The 14,365-nt window shown below is 68.2% G+C and carries 15 protein-coding genes and 1 tRNA gene; 5 read left to right on the top strand and 11 right to left on the bottom strand.

Annotated elements, in window-relative coordinates; translation table 11 throughout:
- Positions 1 to 32: 32 nt before the first annotated feature.
- The 7 genes from pstS to J5Y10_RS11630 all read right to left on the bottom strand — a co-directional run bounded on the left by pstS (position 33) and on the right by J5Y10_RS11630 (position 5,458).
- Positions 33 to 1,073: a phosphate ABC transporter substrate-binding protein PstS gene (gene pstS / locus J5Y10_RS11660; RefSeq protein ID WP_209373757.1), complete on the bottom strand. Its 1,041-nt coding sequence runs from the start codon at positions 1,071 to 1,073 to the stop codon at positions 33 to 35.
- 174 nt (positions 1,074 to 1,247) lie between these two features.
- Positions 1,248 to 1,676, bottom strand: a complete 429-nt coding sequence (locus J5Y10_RS11655; RefSeq protein WP_209373755.1) for a hypothetical protein — start codon at positions 1,674 to 1,676, stop codon at positions 1,248 to 1,250.
- 13 nt (positions 1,677 to 1,689) lie between these two features.
- Positions 1,690 to 2,025, bottom strand: coding sequence for a hypothetical protein (locus J5Y10_RS11650; protein ID WP_209373753.1), 336 nt, complete (start codon positions 2,023 to 2,025; stop codon positions 1,690 to 1,692).
- A gap of 182 nt (positions 2,026 to 2,207) precedes the next feature.
- Positions 2,208 to 3,935, bottom strand: coding sequence for a sensor histidine kinase (locus J5Y10_RS11645; RefSeq protein WP_209373751.1), 1,728 nt, complete (start codon positions 3,933 to 3,935; stop codon positions 2,208 to 2,210).
- Between the two features lie 58 nt (positions 3,936 to 3,993).
- Entirely contained in the window at positions 3,994 to 4,203 is a 210-nt protein-coding gene (locus tag J5Y10_RS11640) for a NepR family anti-sigma factor (protein WP_209373749.1), read from the bottom strand.
- 2 nt (positions 4,204 to 4,205) lie between these two features.
- Positions 4,206 to 4,853, bottom strand: a complete 648-nt coding sequence (locus J5Y10_RS11635; protein ID WP_245214605.1) for a sigma-70 family RNA polymerase sigma factor — start codon at positions 4,851 to 4,853, stop codon at positions 4,206 to 4,208.
- 95 nt (positions 4,854 to 4,948) lie between these two features.
- Positions 4,949 to 5,458, bottom strand: a complete 510-nt coding sequence (locus J5Y10_RS11630; protein WP_209373747.1) for a sigma-70 family RNA polymerase sigma factor — start codon at positions 5,456 to 5,458, stop codon at positions 4,949 to 4,951.
- A gap of 122 nt (positions 5,459 to 5,580) precedes the next feature.
- Here J5Y10_RS11630 and J5Y10_RS11625 point away from each other — a divergent pair, with 122 nt between their 5' ends.
- The 5 genes from J5Y10_RS11625 to J5Y10_RS11605 all read left to right on the top strand — a co-directional run bounded on the left by J5Y10_RS11625 (position 5,581) and on the right by J5Y10_RS11605 (position 9,457).
- Positions 5,581 to 6,297 (top strand): response regulator, encoded by a 717-nt coding sequence (locus J5Y10_RS11625; RefSeq protein ID WP_209373745.1) that lies wholly within the window; start codon positions 5,581 to 5,583, stop codon positions 6,295 to 6,297.
- An 86-nt stretch (positions 6,298 to 6,383) separates the two neighbouring features.
- Complete coding sequence (locus tag J5Y10_RS11620; RefSeq protein WP_209373743.1) at positions 6,384 to 6,623, top strand: CsbD family protein; 240 nt, start codon at positions 6,384 to 6,386, stop codon at positions 6,621 to 6,623.
- Between the two features lie 100 nt (positions 6,624 to 6,723).
- Entirely contained in the window at positions 6,724 to 6,885 is a 162-nt protein-coding gene (locus J5Y10_RS11615; protein WP_209373742.1) for a DUF1328 domain-containing protein, read from the top strand.
- Between the two features lie 7 nt (positions 6,886 to 6,892).
- Positions 6,893 to 7,570, top strand: a complete 678-nt coding sequence (locus J5Y10_RS11610) for a hypothetical protein (protein ID WP_209373740.1) — start codon at positions 6,893 to 6,895, stop codon at positions 7,568 to 7,570.
- A 54-nt stretch (positions 7,571 to 7,624) separates the two neighbouring features.
- Positions 7,625 to 9,457, top strand: coding sequence for an ABC transporter ATP-binding protein/permease (locus J5Y10_RS11605; protein WP_209373738.1), 1,833 nt, complete (start codon positions 7,625 to 7,627; stop codon positions 9,455 to 9,457).
- Between the two features lie 305 nt (positions 9,458 to 9,762).
- Here J5Y10_RS11605 and J5Y10_RS11600 read toward each other — a convergent pair whose 3' ends face one another.
- From J5Y10_RS11600 to J5Y10_RS11585, 4 genes are all read right to left on the bottom strand, one after another.
- Positions 9,763 to 11,316 (bottom strand): efflux transporter outer membrane subunit, encoded by a 1,554-nt coding sequence (locus tag J5Y10_RS11600; protein WP_209373736.1) that lies wholly within the window; start codon positions 11,314 to 11,316, stop codon positions 9,763 to 9,765.
- 2 nt (positions 11,317 to 11,318) lie between these two features.
- The gene (locus tag J5Y10_RS11595) at positions 11,319 to 12,887 is read right to left on the bottom strand and encodes a DHA2 family efflux MFS transporter permease subunit (RefSeq protein ID WP_209373733.1); all 1,569 of its coding nucleotides are present in this window, start codon (positions 12,885 to 12,887) and stop codon (positions 11,319 to 11,321) included.
- Positions 12,884 to 14,113: an HlyD family secretion protein gene (locus J5Y10_RS11590; protein ID WP_342452900.1), complete on the bottom strand. Its 1,230-nt coding sequence runs from the start codon at positions 14,111 to 14,113 to the stop codon at positions 12,884 to 12,886. The genes J5Y10_RS11595 and J5Y10_RS11590 overlap by 4 nt, the downstream gene beginning before the upstream one ends.
- A gap of 132 nt (positions 14,114 to 14,245) precedes the next feature.
- Positions 14,246 to 14,322, bottom strand: a tRNA-Met gene (locus J5Y10_RS11585).
- Positions 14,323 to 14,365: the final 43 nt, after the last annotated feature.

The raw sequence follows: 14,365 nt of genomic DNA, 5'->3' as shown, positions 1-14,365 counted from the left end.
GCCGCCGGACGGGGTGCCTCAGCGCAGGGGCTTCAGCGAGCCGGCCAGGCGGGCTGGCCGTCGACGCGGATCTGGCCCCAGGCCGAGCGGACGGCGTTCTGAACCGTCTCCGGCAGCGGGATGTACTCCAGCTCGCGGGCCGTCGCGGCGCCGTTGGTGTAGGCCCAGTCGAAGAAGCGCATCACGGCGCGGGTCTTCGCGGCGTCGGTCGGGTTGGTCGGCAGCAGGATGAAGGTGGGGGAGACGATCGGCCAGGAATTGGCGCCCTGCTGGTCGATGATGCTCGCGGCCATGCCGGGCACGTTCCAGTTGGCGTTGGACGCGGCGGCCGCGAAGGTCTCCATCGTCGGCTTCACATACTGGCCGGCCTTGTTGCGCAGCTGCACGGTGGCGAGGCGGTTCTGCGTGGCGTAGGCGTTCTCGACATAGCCGATGCCGCCGCGGGTGTTGCGGACGGTGCCCGCCACACCCTCATTGCCGCGCGCGCCCGCGCCGGTGGCCCACTTCACAGAGGTGCCGGCGCCGACGCTGCTCTTCCAGCTCTCGGAAACGGCGGCGAGGTAGGAGGTGAAGACGAAGCTCGTGCCGGAGGCATCGGCCCGGTAGACCGGCGCGATCGCCAGGTTCGGCAGGGTGACGCCGCTGTTCAGCTCGACGATCCGCGGGTCGTTCCACTTGGTGATCTTGCCGGCATAGATGTCGGCCAGGACCTCGCCCGTCAGGCGCAGCTGGTCGGCGGCGACGCCGGGGATGTTCACGATGGGGACCACCGCGCCCATCACGGTCGGGAACTGCAGGAGGTTCCCTTCGGTCAGTTGCTGCTGCGTCAGCGGAGCGTCGGTGGCGCCGAAATCCACCGTGCGGTTCCGGATCTGGTTCACGCCCGCGCCCGAGCCGACCGACTGGTAGTTCAGCTGGATGTTCGCGGCCTTCGCACCCTCACCCCAGCGCTGGTAAACGGGGTTGGGGAAGGAGGCGCCGGCCCCAGTGATCTGGGCGGTCTGGGCCAGGGCGGGCGTGGCCGCGAGGGCAACGAGGCCCGCGAGGGCGATGCGACGGGTGATCACCGGCATGTCTCCGTAAGTTTCGGCTCCGGCCTCGCGGCCGGTTGGCGCCTTCTAGGTACGCGCAGCGACGCCTGCATTTCATTTATATGACGGTTCTATGACAGCCTTCGGGACCACGGCACGAAAAAGGGCGCCTCCTGCCGGAGACGCCCTTCCTTCTGACCGCAATGTGTCGATCTTCTAGACGCGCCGACCACCGCGAAGCTTCGGCCAGAGCGCGGCAATCGCGATTCCCGCCAGCGCCATCAGCGGGCCGGCCTGGGTGGTAAAGCCGCTAACAGCTGACTGAGCCGCCCCGGTAAGGGCGACGTTCCTTACGGCCTGCGCTTCCATCTCCTCTCGTGCCGAGTTGTCACGCGAGGCGAGGAAGACGCAGATCCCGGCCAGAACAAGGTCGAAGACTAGGACCAGCAGGGAGGAAACGACCGTCCCGAAGCTGTTCCGTGCGATGAACCATAGCACGAAGTGCAGCACGACGAAGGCGGCGAGGCCCATGACGCCGGCCCCGGCATAGAAGGCCATGCGCGTGCCGGTCGCGCTGGCCTTGGCTTTCAGGCGGCGGCCTTCGGCCTGCGCCGCCATCCCGACCAGGCTGAAGGTCCGCAGCATCCCCGGGACCCTCTCAGCGACCGAGGATGCGGGCGAGGATATACCCGGCGGCCGCGGCGATCAGGATGGACTGTGCCGGGCGCTCCCTCACGCGGTCTGCAACCGCCTCGTACTGCACCTGGGCGGCGTCGCTGGCGCGGGCGGCATAGCCCTCGGCGGCGTCCATGGCCTTGGAGAGATACTTCTCCCGCTCGGCATAGAGATCCTCCACCTGCTTCTTCAGCGAGGCGATCTGCTCTGAGGCGCTGTCGGCGACGCCGCCCGCCGCATCGCTCACCTTGTTGACGGTGTCGCTCACCTTGGCGGCGGCGTGGTCAACTGCTTTGCCTGCATCGCTGTTCGCAGCCATTGGTCCCTCCGGGGAAGATATGACAATCCCCCTCGCCAACGCGCCCTCCCGAAGGCGGTTGCGCGGCCACGGCGGACAACCGCCTGCTTCGGCAGGGCATGGCGCCCTGAACACAACCGATGAGGGAAGTGGGCAGGCAAGGCCCGTCGAGCAGCGCTGCCAGCCCCTTGCTGGGAAAAGGATCAGTTCGCCATCGGACGCGGCGGCGGGTTGGCGCGGACGGGGAAGCGCACGCTCCAACAGGTTCCGCTCTCCTCCCCCTCGGCCCGCCCGCCCTTCAGCGGACCGCCGAGCTGCTTGGCGAAGCCGTCCATCAGTTGAAGGCCGAGCCCGCGCGGGCGGGATTGCCGGTCCGGCAGGCCAATCCCGTCGTCCCGGACGGTCAACACCACCTCGGCATCCTCCTGCTGGAGGCAAAGCCAGATCGTGCCGCGCGTGTCGTCGGGAAAGGCGTGCTCCACCGCGTTGCCCATCGCCTCCGTGACCAGGAGGGACAGGGAGACGGCCTGGTCCGTGGAGATCGTGATGTCGCCGATCTCCAGCTTCAGGGCCAGCCGCTCCCCCGGCGCCTCATTGTGGGAGGAGAACTGCTGGTTCGCCAACTCGGTCAGGAATGGCGGCAGGGAGACGGATTCGAAGCTGTGCTGCACGTAGAGGTGCCGGTGCAGCGTGGCCAGCGCGCGCACCCGGTTTCGAGCGGCCAGGAACTCCGCAATGGCGGCGGGATCCGCGATGCGCCCGGCCTGCAGGTTCAGCAGGGAGGAAACGATCTGCAGGTTGTTCTTCACGCGGTGGTGGATCTCGGCCATCAGCGCGTCGCGCTGCTCCAGCGCGGCCCGCAGGTCGGTCTCGCGCCGGGCCAAGGCCTCGGCCGCCTCGCTGAACGCCTGCTCCACGGCCCGAACCTCCCGCGGCTCCGTGCCGATCGGGTTCACTACGAAGACATTGCCCGGCCGCCAGGCCCGGACCCGGATGGAAAGAAGGCGGAGCGGCCGGACCATCGCGAGGTCCGCCCCGACCACGATGGCGGCAAGGCAGGCGAGGAGGAATGTCGCCAGTTCCAGGATGCGCTGGAGGAGGACGGCACGCGCCGCTTCCCGCGCGCCGGAGATCGGGTGGCCTACAACGAGCCGCAGGCCGGAGTTGAGGCGCGCACCGGCGTAGACCACCTCGCCGCGCAGCCCCTCCCTTACCTCCGCCCCCTCCCCCACCCGGGCGATCATGGCGGGATCCAGGGTCGGCCCGCCGGCGCCGCCGGGAGAGAGGACCCGGCCCGTCCGGTCGATGAGCCAGACCATATCGCCGGCTGTCCGGGCACTGCCGGGCAGGGCGGCGTCGTCGCGCAAAACCACCGTGCCGATGACGGCCCATTCCCCACCCGTAGAGCCGACAGCCGAGCCGGGCACCGCCACGGGGAGAAGCGGACCGCGGCCACGATTGCCGGACAGGAAGGCGCCATAGGCCGGGGCGCCGCTTGCCAGGGCTTCGCGCAACAGGGGCTGCGGATCGAATCCGGCGGGAACGGTGCCGCAGGCCGGGGGCTGGCCGGCGACCACCATGGCGAGTTCGCCGATATCGCCGGGATGGAGATCGACCACGCGGCGAAAGGAGGCGGTGCAGCCGGCCGGGTCATCGCCAATGCGTGGATCCTGGCGGGCCAGGGCAATGAGGACGGATTCGGCACTGCCGATCGCCACCCCGTAGCGCGCCGCCACCAGCGCGCGCAGCGTCTCGACGCCGCGGCGTCCCTCGTCCAGCGCGGCGCGGTAGTCCTGCAGGGAGTTCGTGATCGCAATCGCCGCGACGGGAATGCCGGCGACCATCACCAGCACCATCATCCGTCCGCGTATGCCGCCCAGGGCGGAGCCGAGCCGCAGCCGCAGCTGCCTCAACCTGTCCTGCCCGGGCATTGATCGGACGTTCCTTCGTACAGTGCCGGACGGCAAAATCCCGCCCGGCACAGATCTGTCAGCCCCGCTGCTGATCCTGCTCGATGAGGCGCAGAAGCTCCTCGGGAATCGGTTCGCGCATCACGTCGTCGAACATCTGATGCAGGCCCCGCTGGAGCCAGATATCAAAGGCGGCTTCGGGCGCGGCTTCGCCGCGCCCGTTGGCTCCTCCAGATGATCCGGGCTTGGGCACAGGTCCCGATTTCCCCTTGGCGTTACTCTCGGCCATCCTCAGACAGGGTTCGCGTGCCCCGCAGCAGTGTCATCCGTCGCCATACGACGACGGGTGGCCCGAGGGGAAGAGGAGGACTTACGGGTGGAGGCGGCGACCTTCGGCGCATCAACGCCACGCTCTTCGCCGGTCAGCCAGCGCTGCAGGGTCTGGCGGGCGCGGAACACGCGGCACTTGGCGGTGCCGACGGCGCAATCCATCGCCGCCGCGACCTCCTCGTAGGACAGGCCCTGCACGGTCACCATGACCAGCGCCGTGCGCTGCTCGGCCGGCAGGCGGGACAGGTGGCCGCGCAGCTCACGCATCACCAGGCTGTCCTCCTGGGCGCCGGGGCGGGCGAAGGCGGAGCTCGGCACGTCGTCGATGTCCGTCGTCTCGCGCTTGCGGCGCACGTCGGAGATGAAGCGGTTCCGCAGGATGCGGAACATCCAGGCGCCGAAGTTGGTGCCGGGGGTGAAGCTGTCCTTCGCGGCCAGGGCGGATGTGACGGCGGCCTGCACCAGGTCGTCCGCGTCGGCGCGGTTGCGGGTCAGCGCCAGCGCCTGCACGCGCAGCCGCGGCAGAGTGGTGACGAGCAGCTTGTGGAAGTCAGCGGCCGTGTGGGAGGTGGCGGGAGCGGCGGGCGTCGCAGTCACGGTCTCGGTCATCTGGGCTATCCCTCTACTCGAACTTCACCCGACCAATGCATGGGCCTCGATTCCGGTTACCGCCCACTTGATCACGAAAACGCCAGGACCGAGGTTCAGTCGGTAACCTCCTGATCCGCCTCATTGCCGTACCGTGCTGCCAAGGCCTTCCGGGCGCGGGAGACGCGGGCCTTCAGGGTCCCGACCTGCACGCCGGCCACCCGCGCGGCGTCCTCGGTGGAAAATCCGAGCGCGCCAACGAGCACCAGCGCCTCCTGCTGCTCGGGCGTGAGGTCCTTCATGGCGCGGGCGAGCCCCATCACCTCCATCCGGTGTTCCTGCCCGGCCGGGTGCCCCTCCTCCTCCGGTGGGGCACGGTCCAGGGCGCGCCGGCGGGCGGCGTTGCGGCGCCGGTCCTCGAACCAGGCGTTGCGGAGAATGGAGAAAGTCCAGGCACGAAGACTGGTGCCTGGCTGCCACTGGCCCTCGTTGCGCAGGGCACGCAACAATGTGTCTTGCACGAGGTCGTCGGCTGCGGCCGGATCGCGCGACAGGAATCGGGCGAAAGCCCGTAGGTCGGGCAGAAGGCGCGTAAGAGCCGGGCGGAAATCCTGGTCTGCTGTCATGCACCCGGCTGGAATAAGGACCGCGCGACGCCTCCAAGCGGCGCGCGGCGCAACCATGTAAAGGGCCCGGACGCGTTCCGTCATGTCGGCGGCACCGCTCGGGCGGCGGAGGACTATCACGGATGAATGCTGTGTCGCAGGGGGAGTTGCTTCGCACCCTGCCCTATGCCCGGCGCTATGCCCGGGCCCTGACCGGCAGCCAGGCGCAGGGCGATGCGCTGGTGGCCCAGGCGCTACGGGCTGGGCTGCCCGAGGGCGTGCCGGGCCCGCTCGCTCTCTTCGCCGGGGTGAGCCGGTTGGTGCCGGACACGCCCGGTGAGCACATCTCCGCGAAGCAGCGCCAGCTCCTCCTCCTCACGGCGCTGGAGGATCTGACGATCACGGACGCCGCCCTTGCCCTGGGCATCTCGCTGGAAGATGGCCGCCGCCTGCTGGAGGCCGCGCGCACCGCGCTGCGCGCCGTTTCCGCGACGGACATCATGGTGATCGAGGACGAGCCGATCATCGCCATGGACATCCGGCAGCTCGTCGAGAGCTGTGGCCACAACGTGGTGGGCATCGCCAGCGGCGAGGCGGAAGCGGTGCAGATGGCTCGCGACCTAAAGCCGGGGCTGATCCTGGCGGACGTGAACCTCGGGCCGGGCGGCGACGGCATCTCCGCCGTGCAGCGCATTCTGCAGGAGCAGAACACGCCCGTGATCTTCGTGACCGCCTACCCCGAGCGGCTGCTGACGGCGGAGCGGCTGGAGCCGGCCTTCATCATCAGCAAGCCCTTCGAGCCTGTGGCGCTAGCCATTGCGACTTATCAGGCGGTCTCCGGCGGCGTTTCACTGGACTGACGGCCCGCGCGGTCCGGCAACCCCCCGGACCGCGCCCCCGTTCCATCCGACAGGCCCGCATCGGCGCGGGAAGGATGGAGGACGGAATGACCGAGAAGCTGGATTGGGGCCGCCTCGCCGGCGACTGGGGCGGGATGGGCGATAAGGTCCGCAAGGACTGGGGAAAGCTGACAGAGGAAGATATCAGCCAGGCCGGCGGCAGCCGTGACCTGCTGCTGGAGCGCATCCGCGAGCGCTATGGCCTGGGTCCGGACGAGGCGGAGCGGCAGTTGGCGGAATGGGCGTCCCGCCAGGGGGACGGCTCCGCCTCGAACCAGGCAGTGTAGCGCGGCGGCAACGCCTCGTGGCGGACCGGCAACCACATCGGGCAACCGGCCCCGCTATCCTACGTTCAGGGATCGCATCTCCTTCAAGGGAAACCGGACAATGCTTTACTGGACTGTCATCTTCCTCATCATTGCCCTCGTCGCGGGCGTGCTGGGCTTCGGCGGCGTGGCCTCGGCGGCCAGCGGCATCGCCAAGGTTCTGTTCGTGATCTTCCTCATCCTCTTCCTGGTCTCCCTGGTGGCCGGCCGGGGCTGGATCTGAGGGTTCGATGGATCGCCGCACGGCGCTTCTGGCCGGCCTCGCGACACTCGTCGCGGGGCCGGTATTGTCTCAGGGGAATAGCTCCGGGGGTTCGAATGCCAGTGGTGGGCGCCTCTGGTTCGACCCGACGCAGCTGCCCTCCTTCACGGGGGTGGTCGAGCGCTACCTGCTGACCCCCGAGGGGAAGACCGACCGGCTGATGTTCCGCGAAGGGCCGCAGGTGCTCTTCCCCGAGCACATCGCCGACGACATCATGCAGGCGGTGTCCCCCGGTCAGTCCATCGTGGTCTACGGCATCCGCGCCCGGCGCGCCCCGGCGATCACGCTTCTGGCCTGGGCAAAGGATGGAGACAGCGCGGCCCGCTTCGTGGACCGACCGGCCTGGACCTTCCCGGAATACCGGGCGGCGGACGAGATGCTGCAGGTTTCCGGCACCATCCGGGCGCCGCTGTATACGCCGCAGGGCGACGTGATCGGCGCCGTGCTGGACGAGGGTGTGGTGATCCGCGTCCCGGCCGGCGTGGGGCAGGCGCTGGGGGACAAGCTGGCCGTGGGCCGCAGCATCGCCGCCTCGGGACATGGGGCCACCGTGCAGAACCGTGGCAAGGCTTTGGACGCCGAACGGATCGGCGAGAGCCCGGACAAGCTCGGGCCGCTGCCGGCACCGGCAGAGCGCCCACAATGAGAACCGCCGCCAGGAACCGGACGGCGACACGAACCAGGACAGGCGAGACGACGGGTGAGTGACGCGACGGGGGCAAAGGTCCAGATCCAGACGGGCGCGGTAGGGGCCTTCCTCCGCCTCGCCGGCGGCTACTTCCTGCGGGGCAAGGGCGCGAAATGGCTGGGGGCAGGCCTCCTGGCGCTGACCCTGCTGCAGATCCTCATCCAGATCCGCTTCAACCTCTGGAACCGCGACTTCTTCAACGCGCTGGAGAACCGGGACCGTAACGCCTTTCTCTGGCAGATGGTGCTCTTCGTCGGGCTCGCCGGCTCCTCGATGATCACGGCGGTGTACCAGCTCTACATGAAGCAGCTCGTGCAGCTTCGCTGGCGGGAATGGCTGACGAGGCGCCTGCTGGACCTGTGGATGACGAATGCGCGCCACTACCAGCTCGAGCGTGCGGGCGAGTCCGACAACCCGGACCAGCGCATCGCGGAGGACGCCCGGCTGGCGGTGGACTTGGCCGTGGACTTCGCGACCGGCATCTTCAATTCCGTGGTGATGCTGATCGCTTTCATCGGCATTCTCTGGAGCATCTCCGGCGCGCTGAACCTGACGGTGGCCGGGCACGCCATCACCATCCCCGGCTATATGGTCTGGGCGGCTCTGATCTACGCGGCGATCGGCTCAGGCCTGACCTACCTCGTCGGCCGCCCAATGGTGGCGCTGAACTTCTGGCGCACGGCGAAAGAAGCAGACTTCCGCTTCGGCCTGGTTCGCGCGCGGGAGAGCAGCGAGGGCATTGCCCTGATCGGCGGCGAGACGGATGAGCGGCGCGGCCTGGCCAAGCTTTTCACCAACGTGGCGGACGCGGTGCGTGACCTGATGAAGAGCCAGCGCAAGCTCATGTGGCTCACCAGCGCCTACGGGATGCTCACCTCCGTCTTCCCGACCGTGGTGGCCGCACCCTCCTACTTCTCGGGCGCCATCACGCTGGGCGGGCTGATGCAGATCGGCTCCGCCTTTGGATCCGTGCAGTCCTCGCTCAACTGGTTCGTGGACAACTTCCCGCGCTTGGCCGAGTGGCGCTCTTCCGTGGAGCGGCTCCTCTCCTTCCGCGAGTCCCTCCGTGTCATCGAGGAGATGGTGCAGGACGGCGACCAGCCGACGATCGTGCGCGTGGAGGAGAAGGCGGGCGAGGAGGAGCGCGTGGCCTTCCGCGACGTGCAGGTGGCCTTCGCCAATGGCTCTGTCGTGATCGCGGAGGCAAGTGCGGAGATCCGCGCCGGGGAGCGCGTGCTGGTGAAGGGCGAATCCGGTACGGGAAAGAGCACCTTGTTCCGTGCCTTCGCCGGCATCTGGCCCTGGGGCAGCGGCGAGATCCATATGCCACCTCGCGAGGCGACGATGTTCATGCCCCAGCGCCCCTACATCCCGCTGGGGACGTTGCGCGGCGCCCTCTCCTACCCAAGCGCGCCTGATAAGGTCTCGAACAAGGCGGCCGTGGCCGCGCTGGAGCGGGTCGGGCTCTCCCATCTCGAGGACCGGCTGGACGGCGAGGAGCGCTGGGACCAGGTGCTCTCGCTCGGTGAGCAGCAGCGCCTCGCCTTTGCCCGGCTGCTGCTGCAGAAGCCGCGCTGGATCTTCATGGACGAGGCGACGGCGGCACTCGATGAGGAGAACCAAGACGCGATGATGCGGCTGGTGTTGGAAGAGTTGCCGAAGAGCGCGCTCATCTCCATCGGCCACCGCCCGGGGTTGGACGCCTTCCACGAGCGTACCCTCCACCTGCAACGCGGGCCGGAAGGGGCGCGGCTGGCCATTCGCCCGCCCGGGCGCGTGCTGCGGGCCCGCAAGATCCGCATCCGCAACCCCTTTAACCGGCGGGTCCGCGCGACGGCGGGGTGAGGCGGCGGGTACCGCTTCTGCCGGGTTCGGCACCAGGGGGCCCTGCCCCCTGGAACCCCCGCCAGGAGCCTGGGGCTCCTGGACCTGCATTGGGCTGCTGCGGAACGCGCCTGAGCCGTTCGACCTTTACGATCGAGATCTATTTTGCCCATGCGGTCGCATCGGCTCATGAAGCCGAGGCGCACCGTTATTCTAGCAACATCAGAGTCTGAAAAAGCGACGGGTTCGAAGCACTGCTTCGAACGGGATTGGGAGAAGAGGAATTTATCCTTTCTCGCCCCGGGACAAACTGTCAGCCCAGAACCCTATTGCGGCTGGGCTGCCGTCGCGCGGTCCATCCACTCCCGGTCGCTCCAGCCGCCACCAAGTGCCTTGTAAAGGGCGACAACGTCGTTCGTGACGGTGATGCTCGCTCTCACTTCCTGCTGCCGTGCCCCGACCAGGGTTCGTTGCGCGTCCAGCACCTCGATGAAGCTGGACAAGCCGTGGTCGTAGCGATCCCGCGCCAGGGCGAGGGCGGTGCGGGAGGAGGCGACGGTCTGGCGCAGCAGATCCGCCTGGACCCGGTCCGTGCGGTAGGCGACGAGGGCGTCCTCCACCTCGGCCAGCGCGTTGAGCACGGCGTTGCGGTAGCCCAGCGCTGCTTCCGCGGACTGTGCCTTGGCCAGCTTCAGATTGGCCGTCAGCCGTCCGCCCTGGAAGATCGGGACGGAGATGGCTGGGCCGGCGGTGTAGAAGTGGCTTGCCCAGTCCGTTAGGTAGCTCGCGTCGATGGCGCGGGTGCCGAGGCTGCCGGTGAGGGAGACGGTGGGGTAGAACTGAGCGACGGCGACGCCCACGCCAGCAGTGGCGGCGTGCAGATCCGCCTCGGCCCGACGGATGTCAGGGCGTCTCCGCGCGAGTTCGGAAGGGACGCCCACCGGCACGGCCGGCGGCGCCACGGGGATCGGGCGGGCAGTCGCCAGTTCCTCGTCCAGCAGGCCGGGCGGGGCCCCCGTGAGGACGGCGAGGCGGTTCATCGCCTGCTGGACCTGGGCCGTGTAGGGCTGCAGCTGCGCCTCGTAGCTGGTGAGCTGCGCGCGCTGGTTTTCCACGTCCAGCTGCGTGGTCAGGCCTTGCCGCTGGCGGCGCTGGGTCAGGGCGAGGATGTCGCGCGCGGCGTTCACGTTGTCCTGCTGCGCCTGCTGCAGGGCCTGGGCACCCCGCAGCGAGGCGTAGGTGCGCACGACCTCGGCGACGAGGCTGACCAGCGCGTCGTTGGCGCCTTCCACGGCCGACTGCGTGCGGGCACGGGACTGCTCCACCTGCCGGGCGATGCGGCCGAAGAGATCCAGCTCCCAGGAGGCGTCGAGCCCCTGCTGGAAAAGGTTCGTCGGCCGGGTCGCCAGGCCGAGCGCCGAACCCAGGGCGTCTGCGGCGCGGTCGGAAAGGCCGGCCTGGGCATCCTCCAGCCGCGCATTGCCGCGCAGGTCGTCCACGGAGTCATAGACGCCGCGGGATTTCAGGATGCCGCGCAGCCCGAGTTGCTGGCGGGTATAGGCGCCGTCGGCGGACAGGGTCGGCAGGCCGGCGGCCCGCGCCGCGGCCTCGCCCTGACGGGATTGGGCAATGCGCAGCACTGCCTGCTGCAGGGAGAGATTGCCGCTGATGGCCCGCCCGACGAGGCTTGTCAGCTGCGGGTCGCGGAAGCTGTTCCACCACTCGGGGTCCGGCTTTGCCGAAGGGGTGACAGCGCCGTCCGTGGCGCGCGCGGTGTCCCGGTAGGCCGGCGGCGCGAGCGGGTCGGGCGGGGTGAAGTCCGGCCCGACGGTGCAGGCGCCGAGGGCGGTGGCAAGGAGCAGGACTGCAGGACTGCGCATGATCAGTGCCCCCCTGCCCCGCCCTGCGCCTTCACTCCGGAGAAGAGGAAGGCGAGCGGCACGATGAACAGGGCGATAATCGCCGTGATCGAGAAAACGTCGGAGTAGGCGAGGACGGCGACCTGGCTGCGCAGGATCTGCACCATCTGCGTCACCGCCCCCTGTGCCGCCTGGGCGGGTGACTGGCCCATGTCGATCAGCGCCTGCCGAATGGCTTGCAGGGTCGTGTTGTAGGGCTCGTAGAGCGGTGTCATGTGCTCGATCAGCTGGCTGTTTCGGATCTGCTGGTGGTTGGTGACGATGGCGGTGGAGAGGGAGATGCCGATCGAGCCGGCGACGTTGCGGATCATGCTGAAAAGCGCGGTCGCGTCGCCGTTCAGTTCCCGCGGCAGGGTGGCGTAGGCGAGTGTGCTGATCGGCACGAAGAGGAAGGCGAGGCCAATGGTCTGGGTCGCGCGGATGATGGCGAGTTGCTGGTAGTCCAGGTTCGGTGTCAGCCGCTGGGAGTAGACGAGCGAGGCGGAAAGACAGAGCCCGCCGAAGGCGATGACATACTTCGCGGGAATCGCCCTCATCAGCCGGCCAGTCACGGGAATGAGCAGGACGAGCACCACGGCCCCCGGCGCCAGGACGAGCCCCGACCAGGTGGCGTTGTAGCCGAGTTGCTGTTGCGCGAATTGCGGGATGACCACGGCCGAGCCGTAGAGGACAAAGCCCATCAGCCCGATCTGCGCGCAGCCCACGGCGAAGTTGCGGTCCTTGAAGACCCCGAGATTCACGATGGGATTCCGCGCGTAGAGCAGCCAGTACATGCCGCCGACGAAGCCGATGGCGGAGACGAGGGCGGCGTTGCGAATATAGGCAGAGTCGAACCAGTCGTAGTTCTCGCCACGGTCGAGGGCGATCTCCATCCCGCCGAGGGCGAGCACGACAAAGCCCAGGCCGATGTAGTCGAAGCGCTGTCCCCGCTCCTTCTCCTCCTGGACCCAAGGCGGGTCCTCAACGACCTGCAGGACGCCGAAAACCGTGATGGCCCCAATCGGCACATTGATGAGGAAGATCCAGTGCCAGGAGTAGGTGTCGGTCAGGTAGCCGCCCACCACCGGGCCAAGGATCGGCGCGATGATGGTGGCGACCGCCGTAACGGAGAAAGCGGTGCCGCGCTGTTCCGGCGGAAAGGTATCGAGGACAATGGCCTGCTGCGTTGGTTGTAGCCCGCCGCCGGAGAAGCCCTGGACGGCACGCAGCAGGATGAGTTGCCAGAACTCGTTCGCCATGCCGCAGCCGAGCGAGGCGAGGGTGAAGACGGTGATGCAGATGATGAAGTAGCGCTTGCGCCCGATCATCCGGCTGAGCGCACCGGAGACGGTGAGGACAATGCCATTGGCGACGAGGTAGGTGGTCAGCGCCCAGGTGCTCTCGTCATTCGAGACGGAGAGGCTGCCCGCGATATGGGGCAGGGAGACGTTGACGATGGTCGTATCCAGCACCTCCATGAAGGCGGCGAGGGTAACCACGAGGGTAATGACCCAGGGATTGGACCGGGGCTTCCAGCCCTGGGACCCGCTCATTCCACCGTCACCGTCGGCACGACGGAGAGGCCAAGCGGCAGGGGCTGGTTAGGGTCCAGCCCGCGGTCGATCACGATCTTCACCGGCACGCGGCGGACGATCTTCACAAAGTTGCCTGTGGCATTCTCGGCCGGAAAGGCGCTGAACCTTGCGCCGCTGCCCATCTGGATGCTGTCCACATGGCCCTGCAGCTTCAGGTCGGGGTAGGCGTCCACCTCGACCTCGACTCTTTGGCCGGGGCGCATCCGGTCCAGCTGGTTTTCCTTGAAGTTGGCGGCGATCCAGACTTCCGGCGTGACGAGGCTCATCACCGTGGCGCCGGGCTGAAGCAGTGCGCCTCTCTCCACGTTGCGGCGGGTGACGCGGCCATCCTGCGGGGCGCGGAGCTCGGTATAGGAAAGGTTCAGCTCGGCCTGGGCAAGCTGCGCCTCGGCCTGGGCAACGGCGGCGCGGCGCTGCTCGACCATGGCGGCCGCCTGATCGATCGTCTGCTGCGAGACCGAGGCGATTCGCACCTCCGCATCCGCCTGTGCAACCGCCGCCGTGCGGGTCTGGAGAGAGGCGCTCGCGGTATCGATGCTTGTCTGTGTGGTGGCTCGGGGATCGACGCTGCGCTGGCGCTGATAATCGGAGCGCGCCTGGGCCTGGTTGGCGCGGGCGGAGTCGCGTTGTGCTTCGGCCTGCTGCAGCTGGGCCGGCGCTCGGACGCGCGCGATCTCCAATTCCAGTTCGGATGAGCGGAGCTGGGTGCGCGCGAGATCGAGTTGTGCACGGGCCTGATCCCGCTGCACCTGGTAGTCCCGCGGATCGATACGAAGAAGGAGATCGCCAGTGCGGACAAGCTGGTTATCGTTGACGGCCAGTTCGGTGACGGTACCGCCGACGCGCGGTGCGATGCTAACTGCGCGGCCCTCAGTGTAGGCGTCATCAGTGGATTCGAGATTGCGGTGGCTCCACCAGTACCAACCTCCTCCAGCGGCGGCGAGAATTAGCACGATTCCGCCGATGATGAGTGGCCAGCGTCCGGGGGTCTTGCGCGCCTCCGGCTTCTCGTTCGTTTTATCGTCAGGTTTGTTGTCGTCGGACTTCTTCTCCGATTTGCCCTCTTTCTCGTCGCCCTTGCGAATGACGGCCTTGCCGGATTTGCGGTGACGGTCTTCGTCCTGGCGATCCGGGGGGCTGGGAGGAGAGTTGGTCTGCTCTGCCGAGTTAGTCTGGTCCGCCACGCGAAGTCATGCTCCATCCGACGCGGCCCGATAGCCGTTGCGGCGCAGCATAGCCGGGCAGCTGTTGAAGAGATGCAGGGGGGCGGACGCAAAAAAGCCCTCAGCACAGAGATGTGCTGAGGGCTTAACATTTGGATGCGGGGACAGGATTTGAACCTGTGACCTTCAGGTTATGAGCCTGACGAGCTACCGGGCTGCTCCACCCCGCGGGGGTGTTGGTATCATATCTATCCGGTCTGGTGGCCTGGCGCT

It is taken from the genome of Roseomonas indoligenes, from assembly GCF_017813365.1.
GTDB classification, from domain to species: domain Bacteria; phylum Pseudomonadota; class Alphaproteobacteria; order Acetobacterales; family Acetobacteraceae; genus Roseomonas; species Roseomonas indoligenes.
Note: the sequence above shows the minus strand (reverse complement) of the source record. Positions and strands in the feature narration are given on the sequence as shown.